This is a genomic window from Neobacillus cucumis, from assembly GCF_002860255.1.
GTDB lineage: Bacteria > Bacillota > Bacilli > Bacillales > Cytobacillaceae > Neobacillus > Neobacillus cucumis_A.
The window spans coordinates 78,545-104,035 of the sequence record NZ_PGVE01000083.1 but is presented as its reverse complement, the minus strand read 5'-3'; the positions used below and the strand labels follow the sequence as shown (position 1 = coordinate 104,035).

Annotated in this window: 19 protein-coding genes, 3 pseudogenes and 1 other annotated feature; of the genes and pseudogenes, 12 read left to right on the top strand and 10 right to left on the bottom strand. The window is 38.3% G+C overall.

Annotation, left to right across the window (positions count from 1 at the left end; genetic code table 11):
• The first annotated feature begins 291 nt into the window (after positions 1–291).
• From CVD27_RS22405 to CVD27_RS22385, 5 genes are all read left to right on the top strand, one after another.
• Entirely contained in the window at positions 292–588 is a 297-nt protein-coding gene (locus CVD27_RS22405; RefSeq protein ID WP_101650615.1) for a hypothetical protein, read from the top strand.
• Positions 589–1,017: 429 nt separating this feature from the next.
• Positions 1,018–1,827 carry a TrmB family transcriptional regulator gene (locus CVD27_RS22400; RefSeq protein ID WP_101650613.1) on the top strand — a complete coding sequence of 270 codons (810 nt, stop codon included), beginning with the start codon at positions 1,018–1,020 and terminating at the stop codon, positions 1,825–1,827.
• A 90-nt stretch (positions 1,828–1,917) separates the two neighbouring features.
• Positions 1,918–3,312: an MFS transporter gene (locus CVD27_RS22395; RefSeq protein WP_101650611.1), complete on the top strand. Its 1,395-nt coding sequence runs from the start codon at positions 1,918–1,920 to the stop codon at positions 3,310–3,312.
• Between the two features lie 728 nt (positions 3,313–4,040).
• Positions 4,041–4,241 (top strand): cold-shock protein, encoded by a 201-nt coding sequence (locus tag CVD27_RS22390; protein ID WP_101646071.1) that lies wholly within the window; start codon positions 4,041–4,043, stop codon positions 4,239–4,241.
• Positions 4,242–4,921: 680 nt separating this feature from the next.
• The gene (locus tag CVD27_RS22385) at positions 4,922–5,743 is read left to right on the top strand and encodes an STAS domain-containing protein (protein ID WP_101650609.1); all 822 of its coding nucleotides are present in this window, start codon (positions 4,922–4,924) and stop codon (positions 5,741–5,743) included.
• 379 nt (positions 5,744–6,122) lie between these two features.
• Here CVD27_RS22385 and CVD27_RS22380 read toward each other — a convergent pair whose 3' ends face one another.
• Complete coding sequence (locus tag CVD27_RS22380) at positions 6,123–6,308, bottom strand: hypothetical protein (RefSeq protein ID WP_101650607.1); 186 nt, start codon at positions 6,306–6,308, stop codon at positions 6,123–6,125.
• Positions 6,309–6,566: 258 nt separating this feature from the next.
• On the opposite strand from CVD27_RS22380, the pseudogene CVD27_RS22375 reads away from it, so the two are divergent.
• Both CVD27_RS22375 and CVD27_RS22370 read left to right on the top strand, forming a co-directional pair.
• Positions 6,567–7,822 (top strand): annotated as a pseudogene (locus tag CVD27_RS22375) (IS110 family transposase).
• 871 nt (positions 7,823–8,693) lie between these two features.
• Complete coding sequence (locus CVD27_RS22370; RefSeq protein WP_101650605.1) at positions 8,694–9,944, top strand: Nramp family divalent metal transporter; 1,251 nt, start codon at positions 8,694–8,696, stop codon at positions 9,942–9,944.
• Positions 9,945–10,117: 173 nt separating this feature from the next.
• Here the strand turns inward: CVD27_RS22370 and CVD27_RS22365 are convergent.
• The 3 genes and pseudogenes from CVD27_RS22365 to tyrS form a co-directional block, all read right to left on the bottom strand.
• A pseudogene (locus CVD27_RS22365) lies at positions 10,118–10,503 on the bottom strand (recombinase family protein); the annotation flags it as partial.
• Between the two features lie 256 nt (positions 10,504–10,759).
• Positions 10,760–10,888: pseudogene (locus tag CVD27_RS29115) on the bottom strand (DUF6954 family protein); the annotation flags it as partial.
• 140 nt (positions 10,889–11,028) lie between these two features.
• Positions 11,029–12,285, bottom strand: coding sequence for a tyrosine--tRNA ligase (gene tyrS, locus CVD27_RS22360; protein WP_101650603.1), 1,257 nt, complete (start codon positions 12,283–12,285; stop codon positions 11,029–11,031).
• A 63-nt stretch (positions 12,286–12,348) separates the two neighbouring features.
• Positions 12,349–12,569, bottom strand: a binding site (T-box leader).
• Between the two features lie 148 nt (positions 12,570–12,717).
• Between tyrS and CVD27_RS22355 the strand changes: the two genes are divergently transcribed.
• Positions 12,718–15,510, top strand: coding sequence for a transglycosylase domain-containing protein (locus CVD27_RS22355; protein WP_101650596.1), 2,793 nt, complete (start codon positions 12,718–12,720; stop codon positions 15,508–15,510).
• A gap of 26 nt (positions 15,511–15,536) precedes the next feature.
• Here the strand turns inward: CVD27_RS22355 and acsA are convergent, their stop codons facing one another.
• Positions 15,537–17,255 carry an acetate--CoA ligase gene (gene acsA / locus CVD27_RS22350; protein ID WP_101650595.1) on the bottom strand — a complete coding sequence of 573 codons (1,719 nt, stop codon included), beginning with the start codon at positions 17,253–17,255 and terminating at the stop codon, positions 15,537–15,539.
• 198 nt (positions 17,256–17,453) lie between these two features.
• Between acsA and CVD27_RS22345 the strand changes: the two genes are divergently transcribed.
• Genes CVD27_RS22345 through CVD27_RS22335 form a run of 3 tightly spaced genes read left to right on the top strand, consistent with a single transcriptional unit; the run spans position 17,454 to position 19,938 of the window.
• Positions 17,454–18,086, top strand: coding sequence for a GNAT family N-acetyltransferase (locus CVD27_RS22345; protein ID WP_101650594.1), 633 nt, complete (start codon positions 17,454–17,456; stop codon positions 18,084–18,086).
• Between the two features lie 35 nt (positions 18,087–18,121).
• Entirely contained in the window at positions 18,122–18,769 is a 648-nt protein-coding gene (locus CVD27_RS22340; protein ID WP_101650593.1) for an acetoin utilization AcuB family protein, read from the top strand.
• Entirely contained in the window at positions 18,766–19,938 is a 1,173-nt protein-coding gene (locus CVD27_RS22335; RefSeq protein WP_101650592.1) for an acetoin utilization protein AcuC, read from the top strand. Before CVD27_RS22340 ends, CVD27_RS22335 begins: the two co-directional genes overlap by 4 nt.
• Positions 19,939–19,975: 37 nt before the next feature.
• Here the strand turns inward: CVD27_RS22335 and ccpA are convergent, their stop codons facing one another.
• The 5 genes from ccpA to CVD27_RS22310 form a co-directional block, all read right to left on the bottom strand.
• Entirely contained in the window at positions 19,976–20,974 is a 999-nt protein-coding gene (ccpA, locus tag CVD27_RS22330; RefSeq protein ID WP_101650591.1) for a catabolite control protein A, read from the bottom strand.
• Between the two features lie 439 nt (positions 20,975–21,413).
• Entirely contained in the window at positions 21,414–22,490 is a 1,077-nt protein-coding gene (locus CVD27_RS22325; protein WP_101650590.1) for a bifunctional 3-deoxy-7-phosphoheptulonate synthase/chorismate mutase, read from the bottom strand.
• A 268-nt stretch (positions 22,491–22,758) separates the two neighbouring features.
• The gene (gene ytxJ, locus CVD27_RS22320; RefSeq protein ID WP_101650587.1) at positions 22,759–23,088 is read right to left on the bottom strand and encodes a bacillithiol system redox-active protein YtxJ; all 330 of its coding nucleotides are present in this window, start codon (positions 23,086–23,088) and stop codon (positions 22,759–22,761) included.
• A 90-nt stretch (positions 23,089–23,178) separates the two neighbouring features.
• On the bottom strand, positions 23,179–23,673 hold the full coding sequence (locus CVD27_RS22315) for a YtxH domain-containing protein (protein ID WP_101650586.1): 495 nt from the start codon (positions 23,671–23,673) through the stop codon (positions 23,179–23,181).
• Positions 23,674–23,688: 15 nt separating this feature from the next.
• The gene (locus CVD27_RS22310; RefSeq protein ID WP_101650584.1) at positions 23,689–24,150 is read right to left on the bottom strand and encodes a DUF948 domain-containing protein; all 462 of its coding nucleotides are present in this window, start codon (positions 24,148–24,150) and stop codon (positions 23,689–23,691) included.
• Positions 24,151–24,356: 206 nt separating this feature from the next.
• Between CVD27_RS22310 and CVD27_RS22305 the strand changes: the two genes are divergently transcribed.
• Positions 24,357–25,472 (top strand): aminopeptidase, encoded by a 1,116-nt coding sequence (locus CVD27_RS22305; RefSeq protein ID WP_101650581.1) that lies wholly within the window; start codon positions 24,357–24,359, stop codon positions 25,470–25,472.
• Positions 25,473–25,491 lie beyond the last annotated feature (19 nt).

Here is a 25,491-nt window from a genome sequence, read left to right as displayed (position 1 = left end):
GTCAGTTACTGAGCGTCTTGGTACTTACTCAGGTTGGACTTTCACCAACTAGCAATTAACGGCTTGCTGGGCACGCCTTCAATAAGCAAAAAGCAATCCTTCGTTATTGAAGCATCGCACCCGTTAGCTTAGGTACATTGCTTCACAATATGATCGTATTGCGCCTTAACATATATATTTGGTGCACAAAATGTGTCCCATTTTTATCCTTATTAACTATTAAAATATTGTTGAATTAGTCCTCTTACTCTCTTAAAATAAAGCTAATCCTTACAAAAAATGGAGGTTTAAATGAATAAAGTTTTAGCTTTTTTAACCACCCTTGTAATATTAATGATTCTTAATTTTGGTGCAGCATTTCTTTTGCATGCCAACATTGTTGATTTAACCTTTCCAATAGGTATCCTTGGAATCCTTGCTACAGCACCTAATAATCGAATGACAGATTTATTTAACAGCCAAACCTACATGGAAGTAGGAGAAAAAAGACACGCAAAATTTGGCAGAATTCCAATCTATGCTTCTGTAGCCTACACTTTATTTGCAATTATAATTACTTTCTTTTATTACAAAAGTTATTTCATTTAAGGTGTTGCTATCTAAGCAGCACTTTTTGTTTAAATACTTCATAGACTTTTCTCATCTTATTAAGACGTACTTTGGGTCAAAAGTGAAATTAACGATCATCCTCTTGTTCAACTAACCTGCTTCGTTAATTCAACAAGAAAAAATGACCGCCGCAGCGACCATCATCCTAAACAGAAGCACCCGTTTACTTAAGTATATTTTTTCACATTCTTATAAAAATAATATCAAATAGAGAAATCGATGTTGTGAATCTTTCAAAAAAAGCTAGACGAATCAAGCCATTGCAGTATCGTTGCATATCCCCACCCTTTCTCTCAATTAAATTAAGTAGGAAAATTAATCTGTCCCCTTCTTCCCACTTATATTGACATCTCTACTAACACATAATATAGTAAGTATAATAATAACTACTATATAAGGAAGTCATATATGGAGGAAATTGTTAAAGAGCTTCAGAAATTAGGTTTTTCCCAATATGAGTGCAAAGCTTATATTAATCTGCTAATAAATTCACCTGTCACAGGATATGAGGTTAGCAAGAGATCTGGTGTGCCTCGTTCGATGATCTATGAGGTGTTAGGGAAGTTACTGGATAAAGGTGCCATTTATACCGTTCCTTCAGAACCTGTAAAGTATGTTCCTCTTCCTGCCGAGGAGCTAATTCGGCGATTACGTAAAAGTTTTGAAGATTCCTTTGATTTTTTAGAAAAGAATTTAAAAACGCTGGAAAATGAAAGGGAAACCGATGTTATTTGGCGTGTGAATAGCGATGAACACGTAATGGCTGAGATTGTGGACATGATTGATAAGGCACACCATGAAATCTGGCTGTCCATTTGGAATCCACAAGCCTCTTTCATCAAGGAAGAAATAGAAAAACGAACTAATGAGGGAATAAAGGTGTTTTCTATGCTTTTTTCAGAACCGGAAACTAAACTAGGGGTTACATACCACCATGATTTTATGGCTCCGAAAATAGCAGAAAAACGGATGGGTGGGCGACTAACGATTGTGGCTCGCGACATGGAAGAAGTGTTAATAGCTAATTTCGCCCCGAATACTGCTGCTTGGGCAGTCAAAACAAAAGATCCTGCACTAGTTTTGGTGGCAATCGAATATATCCGGCATGATATTGCCTATGGAGAGTTAACAAAACAAATAGGAACGGATAAAGTCAAATCATATTGGAGAAACGATCCAGATTTGTATTACGTAGTTACAGGAAAACGGTTCGAATGAAGAACCGTATTTTCTTTGATTTTTTTATAGTAGTTAGTTAAATAACATCTATAATAATGGAAAAACAATTGAGAAAGGATTGAGTGACATTTGATTCATACAATATCGATTCTAGTACAGAACCATCCCGGGGTCTTGGCTCATTTATCCGACCTTTTTGTTCGTAGAGGATATAATATTGAAAAAATCAAAGCGGGAAAATACAAAAAAACCAATTTAACGCAAATAAATATTGCCGCAACGGGAAGTGAGGATTCATTTGATTCGCTAATAGATCAACTTGGAGCATTATCACAAGTAGTAAAAGTAGATATAGCTAAGCAAAGACGATATTCATTTTGGTTAGTAGCCTTTTGTTTGTGTATGACCCTGCTTGGTACGAACTTGCCTGCTCCTCTTTATTCTTTGTATCAAGAAAAATGGAATTTTACTTCCGGGACCATGACTTTTATCTATGCACTTTATGCATTAATTGTGATTCCAACCATCATCACGGTTGCACAGCTTTCTGAGCAGTGGGGAAGAAAAAAAGTGCTATTTGCTGGGGTCACGCTTTCTATCTTTGGGTCCATTGGCTTTGCTGTATCAGACGGAGTCAATGGACTAATATTAGCTCGCATTTTCCAAGGGTTATCCGTAGGAATTCTGAACGGAATTGCTGTGTCATATATGACAGAGCTTCATCCTTATCAAGACAAAGTGAAAAGTGCATTTGTTGCCGCTATAGCAGGTACGCTCGGAAATGCCTTGGGGCCACTTATTTCTGGTTTTCTTGGAGAATATGCTCCCTATCCTTTACAATTTTCTTATCTTATACACATTTTACTTGCTGCAACTGGAATGTTAGGATTAAAGTTCATGTTAGAAAAAAATGTTCCTACAAACCGAGCAGCTTCTCTTCGACTCCCCTCGGTGACGAAAGAATTTCGATGGCCTTTTCTAATGGCATCCTCCACTTCTTTTCTATCTTGGGGAATTATGAGTTTAATGTTATCGGTGATGCCCACATACCTTGGACTTTTTACTAGTCATGCGAGTTTAAGCTTATCCGGGACGATGGTCGCTTTAGTTTTAGGCGTGTCCACCTTACATCAGATCATGTTGAGAAAACAGTCTGCCTTTCGGTCAATCATCATAGGCTATATTTTATTAATTATTGGGCTAATCTTTCTCGTTGTTACCTTATTTACAAAGTCATTATTCTTCCTTATATTAACAACGGTCTTGATTGGATTAGGGAACGGTCCTAGCTATGCCGGCAGCTTAGCTTATCTGAACCAAATTTCCACAAATGAGATGCGTACTAATTTGACATCATTATTTTTCGTAGTAACCTACTTAGGCATCAGCATTCCTATGGTGACACTTGGATATATTGGAGAATGGATTGGTCTTACCCACGCTATTCAATGGTATTCGTATATCATGATTGCTTTTATCATCTTGAGCCTGATTAAATGGCTGAGAGGGAAGGTTCGTTCCTAATGGCCAAGTGTAATTCAAAAGTCTAGCTTTTAATATGGTACTATAGATAGGACACTTGAAAAAGAGTGTTTCATCTATAGGTATTTTTTTATATACTTAAATCTTTAAGATATGGGAACCAGGAGAACAGCTATGAGCAAGGGCATGTTCGGATCTACGTTCGGGCAAAATTTATAAATATCCCTCTTTTTCATCTAAAAATAACCCGACAGACTAAGCTGTCTGGTTATGATGATGACTGGTTTATGAAGAAGTTTCATATTCCTTTTTGATAACAAGATGACATATATGTAAGGCGGGGATTGTTAACCCGCCCTATTTTTCTTGTTTGTTAAGGAGTTTTTCTCTATTCAAACTTGGGTGTATTTCCCAAATCTCTTTTAAAGTATTTACGTTCCTTATTGCACTAACCTGCCCCGTTTGTTTAAGTACATTGCTTCACATTCTTAACTACATCAAACGTTAAAGGAAGATTATAACTCCATCTTTAAATAATGATACAATGTAAAAAGTGTTAGGAGTGGGCTAATTAGGCTCACACTTTATTATTAGATTAGAGATACAATTTTTTGGAAACCTTGCAAATATTTTATTAAAATGTTACTATATATAAGAATTATTTTTGTTCGGTGTAAAGGATAGTATAAGATTAACTTTTCGTCTTGATGATCACTGAGTGCAAGGATAGTAACATATTGTGTGCAAAGCACACAGCAGGAGGAAACACAATGGAAAACGGTAAAGTAAAATGGTTTAATGCAGAAAAAGGTTTCGGATTCATCGAGCGCGAAGGTGGAGACGATGTATTCGTTCACTTCTCAGCTATCCAAGGCGAAGGTTTCAAATCTTTAGATGAAGGTCAAGCTGTTACTTTTGACGTTGAACAAGGTCAACGTGGACCACAAGCTTCTAACGTTCGTAAAGCTTAATAAGCCATCAAATTAATACGGACTCTATTTTAGAGTCTGTTTTTTTATTTAAATAAACAAAACAAAAACCCCACTCACAAAATGAGTAGGGTACATGAAAACAAAAAGTAAATCAAATGGTAGACCAATTGTAACATACATTTTGGTAATAACCTAATTTATTTTGATTAATTTTGTAGAGTGGGCTAATTAAAGTTCACTCCTTTTTTATTTGTTTCTTTTTTCATTATAGCACCCGATAGTTTAAGTGCATTGTTTCACAAATTTATAAGGATTCCTTTTACTTTATATTATTGATTTGATTTTTCATACTTTTAACAATCGCCTTTTTTGTCTGTAAAAATTAATTGATAACCGTAAATTAATATGGCATAAATCGTTGACACAATTATATGATGCATTCTTGTGAATTTAGCGTATTTGATAAAGTTTATTTTTTTCTAAAAAAGGTATTTTTCCAAAAGCATAAATAAGATTATTTATTAAATTTGTAAATAAGTACAACCAAAATTTACGTTAAATTGAAAATCCATAAACAACCTAATGAAAAATATCCTAAAACAATTGATAAATATATACACCCCGTTTGTTTAAGCCCCTTTTTTCGCACGACCTGAAAATGCGCCGACTTTGAGGTATAATGAATTTGAAAGGTAAACAAAAGGGAAAGGTGTATATACATGAATAATCAAAATCCTGTGTCTGTCTATTTTACCACCCATACCTCCTCGCTCGCGAACCAGATGGTCGAAGGCGTTCTTCAACGTACAGGGCTGAAGATTTCCGAAGAGGAAAAACGGCAAGCCATCCTTATGTACACCGACCTATTCAAATTTTTAGGGGAATCAGATGAATCCGCCGGGGTATCGGAGCACCTTTTGTCCTGGAGCAAACAAAACGCGCAGCGGCTAGCCGTTTCCGAAGGAAGATTGTCCGAGATAGCCATACGGTATCCGCCCACCAGGGAAGTATTCATCAATCTGATGACGAACATCGGCAGCAATCTCGGGCTCTCCCTGAAGGAGCATTCAACCATCATCAACCGGTTCAACTCCCTACTCGATGTCAGCCTGAATGAAACGGTCCTCGCTTTTGAGCAGATTTCGGAACAATACAGGGAAAATACAGAAAGAGAGTTGGCAGAACTTTCGGCACCCCTTGTGCTGATTCAAGATGGGGTGGCGGTTATGCCGTTGATCGGGATCATGGATTCTTACCGTGTCGCACATATCGCGGAGGATGTGGTCCCTAAGATCGCCGAGCAACGATTGGGATATCTCATCGCTGACTATTCCGGTATTCTGGACGTGGATGAAGTTATCGCCCATTCCTTGAGGTCCATGGGGAGTGCTCTTATTCTGATGGGTGTAGAGGTGGTGGTGAGCGGCATGCGTCCCGAATTAGCCATGACGGTGACCAAAAGCGGGATCAACATGTCGGACATTAAAACCTTCGCCCATGTGAAACAGGCATTGGAATGGATTAATTCCCGTTCCCGTTAATCATGCCCCCCCCTTCAAGACGTGGTTTTGCATGACGTTATACGAACTGGGAATGGAATCTAAAAAGGGGTATAGCGCTGTTCTTCGATGATATGAAGGACCCTCCATAAGGAAGGTCCTTCCAAAGCCTCTGCCATTAGAGTGTTCAATAGGGTTTCCCGTTATTCATTCGGGATAATGCTTCCGCCCCGAAAAGCCAATTTTCTCACTTGGGAAATTGACTTTTTCAGTTACTTTGTGAATAAGAGTACTTAAATTAACCTGCTAGTTACTTCAAGAAGAAAAAGCATTCCCGCTGTTCAAGTAATGCACCCGATAGTGAAAGAAGATTAAGACTATTTGATAGTTAAAAAGGCAAAAAAAAAGCAAGTAGCCTTATTTATAATAGTCCTTTTGCCTCATATGAAATTTCTCCTGAAGGTAATCCCTTATCATCAATAATTAAATGGTTATACAGTTTTCGAACTAAATTTTTCATTTCTTCAGGAGAATAAGCTATTACGACAGCCTGTTCTTCCTGACCATTACCCGTGATTGTTACATGATACCTCGTTCTTGTTTGCAATTAAAAATCGCCTCACAATGAAATAAATTATGTTACTCTCCATATACCCACCCAGCACGCTGGTAAAACAAATTTCGTTAAATATTGACAACAATTTGTGACAAAACATTACCTTGTTGTCTATTTTCTTTTTTTAACTAACCTGCCCCGTTAGAATTCCTGTAGATAGCTATTTTTCGCATTTGAAAAAAATAGAGCCCCTCAGTAAGATGATTATACACACACAACACAAAATCATTCTTAGGAAGAAGCTCTAATATGAAGTTTAAAATGCAAGACAAACAAAATCAACTAATTGAAAGAATTTCGATCAAACATCTTATTGTCGGAATAGATATAGCCCAACAGTTTCACGTTGCTCGTGCCGTAAACTTCCGTGGCATTGTTATTGGTGATCCTCTAACGTTCGAAAATAATGAAGATGGCTTTGCTAGATTAATACAATGGATTAATCGGTTGAAAGCTTTAAAGGGCTTAGATACAACGATCGTTGGTATGGAGCCAACCGGACACTACTGGGTCAACTTATCAAAATGGCTTTATGAAAGAAATATTGAAGTAGTGACAGTAAACCCCCACCTTGTAAAAAGGAATAAGGAAAATCGAGATACACTCAATCCAAAAGTGATAAAAAAGATGCTTTAGTTATCGCTGATATGGTGAAGAATGGTTACTATTCGTTTATTCGCCCTTCCTCAGAAGCCTTTGAAAAACTGCGAATCTTACTGTCTAATCGTGACATGACCGTGAAAAGACTTGTTAGTGCAGTAAATCAGATTAATCGTTGGGTAGATATTGTTTTTCCAGAACTTCGGCAAGTGTTCAAAGATGTTACAGGTAAAGGGGCAATCGCAACTCTTCGCTTATTCCCTACCCCACTTGAAATTAGTTCAATGAAACCACTGGAAATCCTTAATGAAACGGCAACCTGGATTAAGAAAAGCACAATTACTAATAGAATTAGCTACTCATTCTGTTGGTACACCACAAGCGCTTGACGCTTATAAATTACACCTTGAACAATTACTTGAAGAATTCGATCTGGCAACTGCTCAGCTGGAGTGAGTTGAAAAAGAAGTCACTGAAGTTCTTAAACAAATACCTTACGCTAGAAAATTGCTTGCCATTAAAGGAATTAGCGAAATCTCGCTTGCAGGCATTTTAGGAGAAGCAGGAAATCTCAGTGGTTTCGCCCATGGTAATTCACTTTTACGTCATGCGGGGTTACATTTAGCAGAGGCTAGTTCAGGTAAATGGAAAGGGCAAATTGTCCTCTCAAAGCGAGGAAGGTCCCGTTTACGACGGTTTTTGTACCTAGCCACAATGAGCCTAGTCATGAACAACCCCGATTTTAAAGAATTACATTCTAACCATGTTAATGTGAAAAGATGAAGAAAATGAAGTCCATCATGAAACTAATTAATAAATTCGCAAGAATTCTGGTAGGAATGGCAAGAAAGAATGAATCGTATCATTCTGACAAAGTAAAACCTTTAATTTCAATGGCTGCTTAATATAATTTTATGCAAAGAAAACAAATCAATTGGAAGATTAATATCTTTCGAATATTGGCTTATTCGTAGGATCTCAAAGAAAGTACGAAGTACCGGATTACTTAAGCATAAGGGCTCTGACCCGTTCCGTTAGAAAGACCGGCATCTACCACTTGGAATAGGTATGACGAAGGAATGAAAGGGCATTTGACCCGTTGAGACATGGGAGCGAAAACCTCCAGGGGTGGCGTGGAGAATACGTACAGTATATGGGGATTTTTGGAGTTTTTATTACCTCCTTTATTTAAATACGCCTTCATGTAGCCAAAATCCTAACAACTCATTTCAATAGTCCCCTAATGTTATTACAAGTGCTTTGAAATCCTGCGAATAAGTGAGTATTTGAGAGAAAATCGTATCTAACTGAGGGAGCTTAAGTACATTTCTTCACAATCTTGTTATCAGTAAAAAGAGTTTTCCCTAACTCCCCAGATTCTCCGTTAGCACAAAAAGAAAATGAGCTGCCGCTGCAACTCATTCTGATCTTGAACTCTTGCCCCCGTTATTTTAAGTACATTCTTCACAATTTAAGGAAAAATAAGTAATATCAGTTTCTTTATACACTTTAACGTTAAGGTTATTATATTTGCCATCTGATTTCCTCGAATGTGTGCTCTTACATAAGTACCATCACTTCGATAGTATCATTCTATATCATGATATCCCCCAAAAAACCAATTGACAGTATTACACATAAAAAGGAAATTTCCCTTATATAACAAGTGAAAACGGTTTTTACGTATTATCTTCTAAAGACTTGTTTCTCAAATCTGATTTGGGGTACAGAAAGATAAAGCTACTAACAAATCCAAAATCGGTAGGGGGGAGTTAAGTGGAAGAAAAAGCAATCCACTTCGAAGAAATTGCCAGAGAAAGAACAGGGTGGAAAAAAATACTCCCTTTCCTTGGGCCAGCTTTTATAGCAGCTGTTGCCTATATTGACCCAGGTAACTTTGCAACAAACATAACTGCTGGTTCCAAGTACGGATACATGCTGCTATGGGTCATTTTACTTTCGAACCTTATAGCCCTGCTAATCCAGTCTATGTCCGCAAAATTAGGCATAGCAACAGGGAAAAACCTTCCTGAGATTGCCAGGGAGAATTTTCCTACCCCTGTTAACTATTTTTTGTGGATTCAAGGTGAAATTGTTATTATAGCGACAGACTTAGCTGAGTTTATTGGAGCAGCCCTGGGACTTAATCTTATTTTTGGCATATCACTTTTCTGGGCCGCCTTAATCACTGCAATTGTTTCATTCGTTATTCTGGAGCTGCAGCGCAGAGGATTCCGCTGGCTTGAAATTGGTATTGCGTCATTAGTCAGCCTTGTCGTACTTGCGTTTGCCGTTCAAATCTTTTATACAGAGCCGGATGCAAACCATGTAGTGAAAGGGTTGTTCATGCCGAGATTTGACGGAGTGGACAGTATTCTTCTTGCCGCCGGTATAATCGGGGCTACAGTGATGCCTCATGCTATATTCCTACATTCCTCATTAACTAAATCCAGAATTGTGGGGGACACCAAGAAAGAATTGAAGCAAATTTTTAAATTTGAATTTCTTGATATTTTAATAGCCATGCTAATCGCTGGCCTGATTAATATGTGCATGCTGATTGTTGCTGCAGCACTTTTTCACAGCAAGGGCCTCCATGTTGATGATTTACAGGTTGCCTATTACCAATTTGACAAGCTGATTGGGCCATCTTCTGCTTTTTTCTTTGGAGGAGCATTACTTATTGCCGGTTTGTCCAGTTCTTCGGTAGGAACACTTTCTGGGGACGTAATTATGCAAGGTTTTGTTCAAAAAAGTATTCCAATTTATTTTCGCCGGGTTATTACTGTTATTCCTCCGTTATGCATTATTGGTTTTGGCGTGAACGCGTCCGATGCTTTGGTTTTAAGCCAGGTAGTGTTATCTTTTGGGATTGCTTTTGCGATTGTCCCTTTAATCCTTTTTACAAGTAAAAAGGAATTGATGGGTGAACTTGTCAATCGTACCATAACTAAAACGCTCGCCTGGATTATTGCAGTTCTGGTTGTAGGATTAAATCTCCTTCTGCTGTACAGATTAATATTTTGAAAATTTGGCATGAAAGTCGCCTATTTGGGCGGTTTTTTTATCAGCTGCCGAAACAAATTTACCCAATTTAAAGCAATTGTGTGTTAGCCGAATAAAAAGCCACCAAATTGGCAGCTGGATCTTTAACTTTTGCACCCGAGAAAAATCAGATTACCATAGATATATTGGCCCCATCATCCCTTTGATTTAGCGTATATGGTTGAGCGTGGTACGCCTGTTTGTTTTGAAATATCATTTACGCTCAATCCATTCTTTTCTCGCTCAGCGAATAGCTTTAATGCTCTTTTTACTTCCTTTGTGTCCTGCCTTTCCTTCCTAAATGCTTACCCTGTTCCCTTGCCCTCTCACGCCCTTCTTTGGTCCGTTCGTTGATTAAATCCCTTTCAAATTCCGCTATAGCACCCAGCATGGTAAACATTAGCTTTCCAGCAGCGGTTGAAAAATCAATTTGCTCTTTTATGAAAACAACACCAATCCCCTTTTCCTGCAAGTCATGGACAATATTATGCAGATCTCTTGTTGATCGTGCCAAGCGGTCAATCTTATAAACGACAACTTTTAGACACTCCAAAAAGGTAAGATTTGCTGTTGCACTTTTTATGAAATCAAAATAAAGAACGGCTTCCTATAGAAGTTTTATTGCACAATTGGATTAAATTATAGTGAATGAGATAAAAATTTGTTGCGAACAATCATGCGGACAAATTTATCAATTGGGGTAGTATAATTGGTTCTGCAAAATTAGGTCAGCTAGCTGAGTTCTACTCTCGTTAATCCTTTGAAAAAACTCGTATACCATTCGGTATACGGGTTTTTTATTTATTACCTGTTCGCTTCAACGCTATTTTGTAGCAAAAAACAATAACTATATATAGGACGATTACAATGACAGCAGTCCAAAATCTTTCTTGCATGGCTCCATCCGCCAGGAGAACTGGACCTAGTCCGAATAATGTTTAAAGACATTTCTCTCCAGCTTTCTTGTATTTACGTCCTCATGGAAGTTTTATCCTATCCATAATACACCCTTTTATTTCAACACCACATAAAAAAACGGGCTTTGGTTATCCCAAAGCCCTCTACTTTAATAGTTAATTAACGTATACTTCTTTTTCCCTCTTCTGATAATCGTAAACTGACCTTCAACTCGATCTATTTCCTGAAGAATATAAGCTGTATCTGTTACCTTTTCCCCGTTAACAGTTACTGCCCCGTTTGTAATATCTTCACGTGCCTGACGCTTAGAAGGAGAAATTTTTGCAGCGACTAGTAAATCAACTAGATTTTCTTCCCCCTCTTTTGCATCATATGACGGAACGTCCTTGAATCCCTGCTTAATCTCTTCAGCAGAAAGGTTTTTGACGTCCCCGCTAAATAACGCTTGAGAAATTTTAATTGCCTGCTGCAGTGATTCTTCACCGTGAATCATGCGGGTGATTTCTTCCGCCAATGCTTTTTGAGCTTTACGAAGATGCGGCTCTTCTTGAACACTTTGTTCTAAACTTTCAATTTCTTCATGTGAAAGGAAAGTAAAGTACTTCAAATATTTCACGACATCCGCATCCGCTGTGTTAATCCAGAACTGATAGAATTCGTACGGAGTCGTCTTTTCCGGATCTAACCAGACCGCCCCGCCTTCTGTCTTACCAAATTTCGTTCCATCTGCTTTTGTAACGAGTGGAATTGTCAAACCAAATGCCTTTGATTCTTCATTGTGCATTTTGCGGATTAGTTCTAGTCCTGAAGTAATATTCCCCCACTGGTCACTGCCGCCAATTTGTAATTTACAATTATGGTGGTCATATAAATGATTAAAGTCCATTGCCTGTAATATCGTGTAAGTAAATTCAGTAAAAGAGATACCAGTTTCAAGGCGGGATGCGATTGTATCCTTTGCAAGCATATAATTGACGCCGATATGCTTACCGATATCACGCAAGAAGGTTACAATATCCATTGAGCCTGCCCAATCATAGTTATTTACCATAATGGCTCCATTTTCTCCGTCAAAGTCAAAAATAGAGGAAAGCTGTTTTTGGATACCGACAACATTATCCTGAACGGTTTCCAAAGTAAGCAATTTCCGCTCTTCGCTTTTCCCGCTTGGGTCTCCGATTAATCCAGTAGCACCGCCAACCAACACAATTGGCCGATGACCATGCTGCTGAAATCTTCTTAGAGTTAGAAACGCAACTAAATGTCCAATATGCAAGCTATTTGCTGTCGGGTCTACCCCGCAATAAAGTGAAATACTTTCCTTGCTTAATAAATCTTTTAATCCTTCTTCATCTGTCTGCTGATAAATTATCCCTCTCCATGCTAAATCCTGTAATAAATCCATCCTAATCCCTCCAATTAATAAAACGACTTAAGCCTGTAAAAAATAAAAACGCCCCTGCAAAAATGCAGGGACGTATAATTTACGCGGTACCACCCAGCTTGAGGAACATCCTCCAACTTAGAAAAAATAACGGTTTTGACCGTTTTCCGCTACTAACCAATGCGTTCACAGAAAAAGCTCGGAGGACGTAATTCATTCTTCTATATGTATCAGCTTTCACCACCGCTGACTCTCTATAAAACAGGGATAGAAGAACTACAGTTGGTTCCCTTCACAGCCTTAAATATAAAATATACTATAGCTTTTTTTAACATATTTCCATCCCCATGTCAAACATCCAACTGGTAATTTCAGAAAATGTAGAAGGTTGTCAGTTTTTGGTCGTTCGATATGCTATAATTGATGTGATTTTATATTGAGGTGATGCTCTGAATGAATGAAAAACTTCAAGCATGGATGGAAAAAGTAAAATCCATACTGAACTTGTTTACCCAGAAAAAAACGGTAAAAAGCGCCCGAATAACTTATCAAGTCGTTTGGAACTTATTTCTCCTTGTAATGACAGTCATTATTTTGGGTGGATCATTTGCCACTGGTGTTGGTGCAGGCTACTTTGCCTCACTTGTAAAGGATGAGCCCGTCCGCTCGTATAATAGTATGAAAAAGGATATTTATAACTATACTGAAACCTCAGATTTATATTTTGCTAATAACGTTTATCTTGGCAGACTTAGGTCTGATTTGGTCCGTGATGAGGTTAAACTTGATCAAGTTTCCACGGATTTAACCAATGCTGTGATTGCAACAGAAGACCAATACTTCTATCAGCATAAAGGGGTTGTACCGAAAGCTGTTTTTCGAGCACTTTTTCAAGAAGTAACAAATTCCGCTATGCAGTCAGGCGGGAGTACATTAACTCAACAATTAATTAAGAATCAAATCCTAACAAACGAAGTTTCCTTCCAAAGGAAGGCAAATGAAATCTTACTTGCCCTTCGATTAGAAAAGTTTTTCAACAAAAAAGAAATCCTAGAAGCATACCTCAATGTTTCAACCTTCGGAAGAAATTCTTCAGGTCAGAACATTGCCGGTGTCCAAGCTGCTGCTAAAGGAATCTTTGGAAAAAATGCCAGTGAGCTAACACTGCCGCAAGCAGCCTTCATTGCCGGTCTTCCGCAAAGTCCATTTGGTTATACACCATTTACAAGAGACGGTACGGTCAAAAAAAATCTTGAACCAGGGCTAACTCGGGTGAAAACGGTTCTAAAAAGAATGTTTGATGGCGGATACATAACAGAGAAGCAATATGCTGAAGCATCTGCCTACGACATCACAAAGGATTTTATCAAGCCTGTACCTAATCCACTTGAAAAATACCCATGGCTGACTTTCGAAATTGAAAAACGTTCCATAGAAGTCCTTACTACTGTATTAGCAAAGAATGATGGATACACAGAGAAGGATTTACAAAATGATGATAATCTTTTTTATAAATATAAAACTTTAGCCAACCATGACTTGCATCAAAATGGGTACAAGATTTATTCAACGATTGATAAAGATATTTATGATGCGATGCAAACGGTAAAAGATAATTATAAATACTATGGACCTAATAAACCACAGGTAAAAATAGATCCGGAAACAGGTGAAGAAGTAACCGTTATGGAGCCTGTTGAAGTCGGAGCGGAGCTGATTGAAAACAAAACAGGTAAAATCATCAGTTTTGTTGGCGGAAGAAATTATAACAATCAGCAGCTTAATCACGCAACGAGTGCGATTAGACAGAACGGCTCCACAATGAAACCTCTTCTAGTATATGGACCTGCAATTGAGTTAGGTAAAGCATCACCAGGAACACCTCTTCCGGATGTAGCGCTAAGTCTAGCCTATGGCAGAAGTACGCCTTGGCCTCGTAACTATGATTTAAGATATAGCGGTATCGTTTCAGCACGCTATGCTTTGGCAAAATCGTATAACGTTCCTGCAGTAAAACTTTACAAAGAAATCGTTGGTCAACAGCCGGCAAAATATCTTGAAAAGATGGGATTTACCTCTCTTAAAAAACCTGATTATTCGAATCTTGCAACTGCTATTGGTTCAATGGAAACAGGTGTTACGATTGAAGAAAATACAAATGCCTTTAGTACGTTTGCTAACGGCGGGAAATTTATTGATGCCTATATGATTGATAAGATTGTCGATAAAGATGGCAAAGTCATTTATCAGCATGAAGTAAAACCAGTTGATGTCTTTAAACCTCAAACAGCCTATTTAACCCTTGATATGATGAGGGATGTAGTCAAAATGGGTACAGCATCTGGTGTGAAAAGTAAGTTAAAATTCAGTGCTGATTGGGCTGGTAAGACTGGAACCGGTAATGAGTATATCGATTCTTGGTTTGTTGCCACAAACCCAAATGTGACTTTTGGTATTTGGACAGGCTATGATACACCAAAATCATTAAAGACATCAGGAATGTCCTATAGCCAGCGTACTAATAATCTATGGGCAGAATTAATCAACTCAGCTTATGATAAAAAGCCTGATTTAGTAGATCCAAAGGAATCATTTCAAATGCCAAATGGAATCGTAAAACGCTCGTTTTGTGCTGTTTCAGGTATGCTGCCATCTGCAGCATGTTCCAAAGCAGGTTTAATTCAAAGTGATTATTTTAATGTGAATAATGTTCCTACAAAAGTGGATGATAGTTTAGTGGAAGGAAAGTATGTCGCTATAGGGGATAATAAATATTTAGCCTTGGATTCCACACCAAAGGAATTTGCTCAGGTTGGATTGGTTCTTAACCCAGACTTCATCACTAGAATGGTTGGAAGGAATTTCAAAAATTACAGCCAGTTAATTCCAAAAAGGGATCGCTGGGGTAAAATACTTGTTCCAACTGCAAAGATGGTGGATAATGGCAAGAATCCTGATGGAGTTACACTTTCCGTGTCCGGAAATAAATTGTCCTGGTCTAAATCAGGGGATAATGATGTCGTTGGTTACCGTGTATATCAAGGCAATACAAAGGTGGCAAGTATTATTGGAGGCTCAACACTTTCCTATAAAGCAGGAAACGGTTCTTATCATGTAACAGCTGTGGATATAGCTGGCAAAGAGTCCGCACCATCGAATTCTGTTGAGGTTGGAGCTGCCACTCCACCACCCGCACCCCCTCCGGTTATACCACCCGCACCAACGGAAACAAAAACCGCACCGTAATTGGTGCGGTTTTTGTTTATACAAAATTAATCCTCCATCGTAGAAAGATCGCCTGTTGGGAGGTTCAATTCCCAGGCTTTTAATACACGTCTCATAATTTTTCCGCTTCGTGTTTTTGGCAATTTATCACGGAAGTCAATTTCTCTTGGAGCGGCGTGAGCAGCAAGACCCTTTTTTACAAACTGTCTAATTTCCTCTTTTAATTCTTCAGTTGCCTCATATCCGTCCCTTAAGGCCACAAACGCCTTAATAATTTCACCACGGACAGGATCTGGTTTCCCTATAACCCCTGCTTCAGCAATGGCAGGATGCTCCACAAGTTTACTTTCTACTTCAAACGGACCAACCCGCTCGCCGGACGTCATAATGACATCATCCACCCTGCCCTGGAACCAGAAATAACCATCCTCATCCATGTAAGCAGAGTCACCAGATACATACCAATCACCTGGCATAAAGTAGGATTCATATTTCTCTGGATTCTTCCAAATAGTGTGCATCATGGATGGCCAGCCCTTTTTAATTGCCAGATTCCCCATTCGATATGGCGGCAGTTCATTCCCTTGATTATCGACAATGGCCGCTTGTACCCCTGGAATTGGTTTACCCATTGAACCAGGTTTAATTTCCATACATGGATAGTTACTAATTAGTTGAGCCCCTGTTTCAGTCATCCACCAGTTATCATGAATTCGCTTATTGAAAACCTTTGCTCCCCATTTGACTACTTCCGGGTTTAAGGGCTCGCCGACACTTAAAATATGACGCAGACTGCTTAAGTTAAATTTCTTAACAAGCTCATCTCCTGCTCCCATTAACATACGGAATGCCGTTGGTGCGCTGTACCATACAGTTACTCCATAGTCTTCGATCATTTGATACCAAGACTCAGGGCTAAAACGGCCGCCGACAATCACGTTTGAAGTTCCCGTTAACCAAGGTCCAAAAATACCGTAGGATGTACCTGTTACCCAGCCCGGATCGGCAGTACACCAATATACATCATCTTCTTTTAAATCCAATACCCATTTCGCGGTTTGATAATGCTGAATCATGGCATTATGTACATGCAGTACTCCTTTAGGCTTACCTGTTGAACCAGAAGTATAATGCAGGATCAAGCCGTCTCTCCGGTCAACCCACTCAATTTGGAGTTCCTTACTAGCTGACTTAAACTTTTCTAAAAAGTCAATCGTTCCTCCCTGTGCTTCTACATTATTACCAACAACGAAGATATGCTTCAAAGCTGGTAAATCTTGTACAGGAACACGATCTAATAAATCTGGAGTTGTAACCAAGACTTTTGCTTCACTGTCTTGCAAGCGGTCTCTTACTGCCCCCTCCATAAACGCTTCGAATAAAGGTCCAACAATCGCTCCAAGCTTAATTGCGCCTAATACTGTAAAATAAAGTTCAGGAGAACGAGGCATAAAAATAAAGACACGATCGCCTTTTTCAACATCCCCATAGTTTTTTAATACATTTGCGGCTTTATTTGATAAATCTTTCATTTCTTTAAATGTGTATTTCTCGTTTCTTTGACCATCACGATAGTAAAGAGCTACCTTATTCTTACGGAAGGTCTCGACGTGGCGGTCAATGGCCTCATAGGCCAAATTCACAAGTCCTGTTTCGTTCCAGGAAAATTCCTTTTCGGTTTCCTTCCAGTCAAAACGTTCGTACATTTCCTTATAATCCTTAAGATTATACTTCCCTTGCACAACTGGCAGCGCTTCCACTTTCATTCAATCTCCCCCTCATTTGCTAGTATGAGATAATTATATTACAAAAAAGAACTATTCACAATTTTAAAAATATTATTTTCTTGAATTTTATGGCTATTTACCTATATGTTCACATAAATTTTTTTGAATTATCTTTTTTCTAATAGTTTTTATGTATAATAGAATTGATATACAACCATCTCTCAGGTAGGTGACAGTATGGAATACAAAAAGACATACAATGCCAAGCAATTGAAAACTCCTCATGGGAACTTAATTATCGAAGGCCCGATTTCATCCGATAAACTTTCTGGATATGAATTTCATCAAGACCTTGTGGCATTTAGGCCTCCTGAACAACAGCATCAAGCATTAATTGGTATTGCTGACCTTCCAGAAGGAAGGATCATTATAGCTAGAGACCTGCATACCATTGTTGGATATGTAACTTTTCTTTATCCTGATCCTCTCGAACGATGGTCTGAAGGAAAAATGGAAGATCTCATTGAATTGGGTGCCATCGAGGTTATCCCTAAGTTCAGGGGGTGCTCTGTTGGAAAAAACCTTCTGATTGTCTCTATGATGGATGATGCAATGGAAGATTATATTACGATTACAACTGAATATTATTGGCACTGGGATCTTAAAGGGACCAAACTAAATGTTTGGGATTATCGAAAGGTCATGGAAAAAATGATGAATGCCGGCGGACTTGAATGGTATGCAACAGATGACCCTGAGATATGCTCTCATCCTGCCAACTGTCTAATGGCTCGAATAGGAAAAAGAGTAGGGGTTGAATCCATCCAAAAATTTGACCGGCTTAGATTTATGAATCGTTTTATGTACTAATTTTCCTGATATTGCAAAGGAATAGGGTGATTTTGATGATAATTGAAGAAATCATGAAAACAGATGTTGCTGTACTATTACCTACTGATACGATAGCTGATGCCATACATTTAATGGATACAAGAAAGATTCGCCATATTCCAATTGTTGATAAAGATGGGCATTTAAAAGGTCTGGTAACGGTAGCAAAAATTAGAGAAGCAACTCCCTCCATCTTTCATGCGAATGAACATCCTGAAGATTTAAAAAAACCTCTAGAAACCATAATGGAGAAAAAGGTAATTACTGGACATCCTCTTGATTTTGTCGAAGAAGTGGCTGGTCTTTTTTATGAACACAAAATCAGCTGCATTCCGATAATAAATGATCAAAAATTAATTGGGATTATAACCGAGACCGATTTACTACGGACAATGGTTGAGTTAACTGGAGCACATCAGCCAGGTTCCCAAATTGAAATTAAAGTACCGAACCTTGCCGGAGTTCTAAGTGATATTACCGCTGTCATAAAAAATAGAAACGCCAATATCTTAAGTGTTCTTGTATACCCGGATAAAAAGGATGATCATTTTAAAATACTTGTCTTTAGAGTTCAAACTATGAATCCGACAGGACTCATTCAAGAATTAAAACAAGCAGGACATCACGTTTTATGGCCTAATCTTCCGGGGATAACTTTATGAGCGATAAGTGTACGTTCATATTTTCTGATGAACTGCTAAAGTATAAATTTAACGATAATCATCCTTTTAATCAATTCCGGCTTCAATTGACCGTAGACCTTTTACATAAATTAAATGCTTTAGCACCTGAACAGATTATTCCGCCCAAAAGAGCAACTGAAGAGGAACTTGCACTAATCCATGACGTTAGTTACATTGAAGCGGTGAAACAAGCAGGAAAGGGATCTCTTCCCAAGGAAATCGCTGAAAACTATGGGTTGGGAACAGAGGATACACCCATTTTTCCAAACATGCATGTAGCAAGCTCATTAATGGTTGGAGGAACCTTGACAGCAGTTGACCAGGTAATGACCGGAAAGTCTCTGCATGCCCTTCACTTAGGCGGAGGACTACATCACGGATTCCGCGGTAAAGCCTCAGGGTTTTGCATTTACAATGACAGTTCCGTTGCCATTAAGTATTTGCAAGAAAAATATAAGGCCAGAGTTCTATATGTTGATACAGATGCCCATCACGGTGATGGTGTACAATGGTCGTTCTATGACGATCCTAATGTTTGTACTCTTTCCATACATGAAACAGGGAGATATTTGTTTCCTGGTACAGGAAATATTAACGAACGAGGACAAGGTCCCGGATACGGGTATTCGTTTAATATTCCCGTGGATGCATTTACCGAAGATGACTCATGGCTGCATGTCTATACACAATCCATTAAAGAAGTAGCAGAATTTTTTAAACCAGATGTTATCTTAACTCAGAATGGTGCAGACTCTCATTATTATGACCCCCTAACACATTTATCCGCAACAATGAAAATATATCGGGAAATACCTCGTCTTGCACATGAAATAGCCCACCAGTATTGTGATGGGAAGTGGATTGCCGTCGGCGGAGGTGGATATGACATCTGGCGTGTAGTGCCAAGAGCATGGGCAATCATCTGGCTTGAAATGACAGAGAACACCCAAGTCAGCGGTCCCCTTCCAGAAGAGTGGATTAATCAATGGCAACAGGTCTCCCCTGTACCGCTGCCATTGGAATGGGATGACCAAGAAGATATTTATCCCCCTATTCCAAGGAAAGCAGAGATTACTGAAAAAAATTTACTAACACTTGAAAAAGCACTTTACCCCATTCGAAGTCAGACGAAAAGTAATATCAAATAATACAAAATGGGTTGGCTCCAAAGGCCAACCCATTTTTTTATTTCGTTGATTTTCGATGTTCAATTCGGTGTGGTAATACAACAATGTTATCACTAGTTTGGTCTTTATTCATTAATTTTGTTAAAAGGCGCATGGATACCGCTCCGATATCATATAGAGGCTGTACAATCGTTGTCAGCTGCGGGCGCACCATTAGGGACAATCTGGTATTGTCTGACGTGATGACCTCAAAGTCTTCAGGTATATTATAACCTTTGTCTTCTGCTCCGTGAACTACTCCAAGTGCCATTTCATCTGAACCAACTAAAATAGCGGTAGGGCGATTCTCTGCTTCAAGTAATTTTTCCAACGCCTCAATCCCGGAATCGTAAGTGTAATCTCCTTCGACAATAAGTTCTTCATTGTATGGAAGACCTGCATCTTGAAGGGCTCTTTGGTAACCCTTTAATTTTTTCTGGGCATTTTTTGGCTCATGAAGTGGTCCTACAACAAAAGCAATATGTTTATGACCCTTTTCAATAAATTCCTTTACAGAATCATACACAGCAGCTTCATAATCAATGTTTACGGAAGGAATTTGATTAGATTCTTCAATAGAACCCGCAAGGACAATCGGTACTGGAGATTTACTGAATTCCTCTACATGGTCTGCAGTAATATTTCCTCCCATGAAGACAATCCCGTCTACCTGCTTGCCAAGCATGGTATTAAATAAGTGTAATTCCTTGTCTTTATTTTGGTCAGAATTACTTAAGATGATATTGTACTTATACATAGTTGCAATATCCTCAATACCGCGGGCTAATTCTGCAAAGAAAATGCTTGAGATATCAGGAATAATAACTCCTACCGTTGTCGTTTTCTTACTAGCTAATCCTCTAGCAACTGCATTAGGACGATAACCTAGTCTTTCAATAACTTCTAATACCTTTTTACGGGTTACGGGTTTTACATTCGGATTTCCATTCACTACACGGGAAACGGTTGCCATTGAAACATTAGCTTCCCTTGCCACGTCATAAATCGTAATATTCACTTTTATACACTCTCCTAAAACGTACATTGTTTTTCTTTATTTTACATCTGTTTGCAAAAAACTAGTCATGTTTATTTTTCTGTCTATTTTTCACTTTTCCTAAGTACCTTCCGAATTACTTGTTTGTGAGATAATAAACAATCTTCATATGTACTTAATGATATTACAACTAGATTAAAGCCGCAATTGAAAAAGTCATTATTTTTTCAAAAAGTTAATAAGAAAAGCGCAAGCGCCTTGGTCAGCCCCGACAAGCACAAGACAATCCGGCCGAAAGGTTGTTCTTTAACCTTTTGGATGGATTGGCTTGTGACCTCGAGGGGCTAGGCGCTGAAGCTAGACAATTCTCAAAGTAAAAAACTTTATACTTTCTTATCTCACGGAAAAGGCCTTCTGCACTATTTGCAGAAGGCCTTAATTGTAAAATTATGGTATTTTTTTAAATTCTAACGAAATTTGATGCTAGTAATTGATTATAGAATTCATCAAATTGCTTAAGATCCATTTGCTGCTGAGAATCTGAAAGGGCTACTGCAGGATCCGGGTGAACCTCTGCCATAACTCCGTCTGCACCAATGGCAATAGCAGCTTTAGCACATGGAAGTAATAGATCTCTTCTGCCAGTCGAATGGGTAACATCCACCATTACCGGTAAGTGTGTTTCTTTTTTTAGAATTGGAACGGCAGAAATATCTAATGTATTTCTAGTTGCACGTTCATAAGTACGAATTCCGCGCTCACAAAGAATAATTTGACCATTTCCTTGTGCCATAATGTATTCTGCTGCATTTATAAACTCTTCAATTGTAGCTGCCAAACCTCTTTTTAATAGGATAGGCTTGTTAACTGCACCAGCAGCTTTTAATAACTCAAAGTTCTGCATATTACGGGCACCAATTTGAATGACGTCAATGTAGTCACAAGCCAGCTCAATATCCGCTGGATTAACGATTTCACTAATGACTGCCATATCAAATTCGTCAGCTACACGTTTTAAAATCTTCAAACCTTCTACTCCTAGACCTTGGAAATCATATGGAGAAGTTCTAGGCTTGTAGGCACCGCCTCGAAGAAGTTTTAAGCCTTTTTCTTTCATTGCCTTAGCTACAGTTGCTACCTGTTCATAGGACTCAACAGAACAAGGACCAAAAACAAAATGCTGTTTACCATCCCCGATATTTTCACCTTTCAATGAAACAATGGTATCCTCTGGCTTTTTCTTTCTCGATACTAATAAAGCTTTTTCATGATCTTCCTTCTGCAAATCTAATCCTGCTTTGAAAATTTCCTTAAAGATATGATCAATGGTTGAATTCTCAAACGGTCCATCATTATGTTCTTTAATTACTTCAAGCATCTTTCTTTCACGGACTGGATCATAACGGTAAACTCCCTGGTTCCCTTTAACTCGTCCAATCTCTTGAACAACTTGTGCTCTTTCGTTAATAAGTTTTAATAATTCCAAGTTAAGTTCATCAACACGTGTCCTCAGTTGATCCAATTCAATATTACTCATTATTCGCCCCGTCCTTCCTGTTGTAAATCACTTTCTTTGAAAGTATAGTGGTTATTGTCTTTCAACTGAAAATGATTTACAAGGTTAAAGTTTAAAAATTTTATAATTTTTGAATAATTAGGCTTATTATAGCTGAAAAACAATTCTTTGTCACCTGTTTTTTCTTTAACAATTAAACGCTTTTAAGCACTAAAGTGAATTGGCTTATAGAGAGTAATATATGCGTGTTCTTTTAAAAAGTTTACTTAAAATTTTTAATTTTAATCTTTTATTTTTCAGAATTCGCATCTGTAAGGGATCGGCTAGTAATTTTCCAATGGGATGCATTCCATACAGCCTTTCCTTCGGAGAAAAGAATAGCCTGTGGTGATTCATGTTTTATTTCGAAGCGTTCCGCAATTTCATTTGATAATGGACGTGAATCCTGAACGGCTAAATAGTAAGTAGGGGCATCCTCATTGGTGCCTGCAAACTTTTCATATTCTTTATATGCAGCAAGACTGATTGGGCATGTTAAACTATGTTTTAAAAAGAAGAATTTACCACCGTTATTAATTAATTCATCAAATTGTTGAACTGTATCAATTTTTTTAAGCATTCTTTTACCTCCAAAGTATTAAATATAAAAAATAAATGGTGAAGTAATTTTAACACTTCACCATTTGTATCACAAATATAAAAAACTATTTTAAAGTTTGACCTTATTTTCCTCTTCATCAAATGCCTTTTGCGCTTCTTCTAATTTTTTTCTTATATCTGTGCTATCAAGTGATGTAGTTTCCACTTTCTTTTCAGCTGAGGCTTCATTCGGATTCTGAATTGGAATATAAGTAACTTCAGTATCTTCATTTCCGTTGTTGTTCTTATTTGAAGCTTTTCCTTTCACTTTATTCACAAGATCTGAGGATTGCAGGACAATTCCCTGAGAAATAGATGAGGTTTTGGCAACCAATTCGTTGCTTTTGGCAATTACATTTTCCCGCAAATTCACCGATTTATCCATAATTGTATCCGCTTGACTGCCTAGGGTGGAACGAAGCTCTTTACCGGATTTAGGCGCCAAAAGCAAGGCTGCTGCAGCCCCTACTACCCCGCCAATGACTGCCCCCCACAAGAAGGTGCTAGAAGTTCCCTCACTGCGGTTTTGATTGGATTCTCTTGATTCATATTCTCTACTAGTCATGATCTTCCTCCTTTATTAATGTGACCTTACTCTTTGTCTCTCATTTACATTTACTTCCTGTTTAGGATGTCTCCTAGCCTGCCATTTCTCTTTTAATTCAAGGAGAATATTCCCCCATTGAACAATTTGCGAAATCTTTTCCTTACTTTCCTCCACCTGCTGATCAACTGATTGAGTAATATTCTTTAGTGTCCCATTAAATTTGGTCACTGTTGTACCGACACCCTTCACGGCCTCAACAACACTATTTAGACTTTCTGATTTTTGCTGAATATCTTCTGCAAGTGCGTTTGTTTTTTGCAGAAGTAAGGTTGTTTCCGTTGTGACACCATCCAACTGCTTTTCTAATCCACTCAATGTGTCCGAAACGCTTGTTAGTGTAACCTGAAGTGATTTAAGCGTCTTTGACAAATAGATTACTAACACAAAAAATGCGATGGCAATCAAAGCTACGCTTAAGTATAAAATAATTTGCATCGTGCACCTCCGCCTTAAATCCTATACCTATGTATTTCCGATTCTTTCTTGATATAAACCTCGTAAATAATCTTATACTACTTCCATGCCTTTGTCTTGTTTTCCTGCCATTTGATAAAAAAATCAGCTTTTTAAATGTTGTCATTTCAAGTTTCTAACTAAATTCGGGTACAATAGAACTGAATAATTGTTTTGGAGGCGTTAGGATGAAAGATCCTCGTATTGAGAAACTTGCTAAAAATTTAATTAATTATTCTGTCCAGCTTCAAAAGGGCGAAAGGGTACTGATTGAGAATTTTGGGTTGCAGCGTGAGCTGGTTACTGCACTTGTAAAGGAAGCATATGCAGCTGGCGGATATCCGTTTGTCCTATTAAAAGATCATCAAGTTGACCGTTCTCTTTTAATAGGGGCACAAGAAGAGCAATTTAACATGATGGCTGAGTTTGAAGCAAACGTCATGAGTAAAATGGATGCATACATAGGGCTGAGATCTGGTGATAATATCAGTGAGCAATCTGACGTACCGGATGAAAAAATGAAAATACATGGCAATACTATCGGCAAGAAAGTTCACCGTGAAATTCGTGTGCCGAAAACAAAATGGGTTGTCCTTAGGTACCCAACAGCTTCCATGGCACAATTAGCTAAGATGAGCACAGAAGCATTCGAAGACTTTTACTTCAATGTTTGCAATCTTGACTATGCAAAAATGGACCAAGCGATGGATAGCCTAGTAGAATTAATGAACCGTACTGATAAGGTCCGCATCAAGGGCCCTGGAACTGACCTAAGTTTTTCCATCAAAGATATCCCAGCTATTAAATGTGCCGGAAGATTAAATATCCCTGACGGGGAAGTATATACAGCTCCGGTAAAGGATTCAGTTAATGGTGTTATTACCTATAATACTCCATCCCCTTACCAAGGCTTTACATTTGAGAATGTGAAACTAACCTTTAAAGATGGCAAAATAGTTGAAGCAGTATCTAATGATACAAGCCGTATTAATAAAATTTTTGATACAGACGAAGGGGCTCGTTATGTTGGGGAATTTGCCATTGGGGTGAATCCATTTATCCTTACGCCTATGCAAGATATCTTGTTTGATGAAAAAATTGCAGGAAGTTTCCACTTTACTCCTGGCCAATGCTATGATGATGCTTTTAATGGAAATCATTCAAATATCCATTGGGATATGGTCAATATTCAACGCGAAGAATATGGCGGCGGTGAAATTTATTTTGATGATGTCTTAATCCGCAAAGACGGTCTGTTCGTTCTTCCAGAGTTAGATGTACTAAATCCAGATAACTTGAAGTAACACAAAAGGATGCCAAATG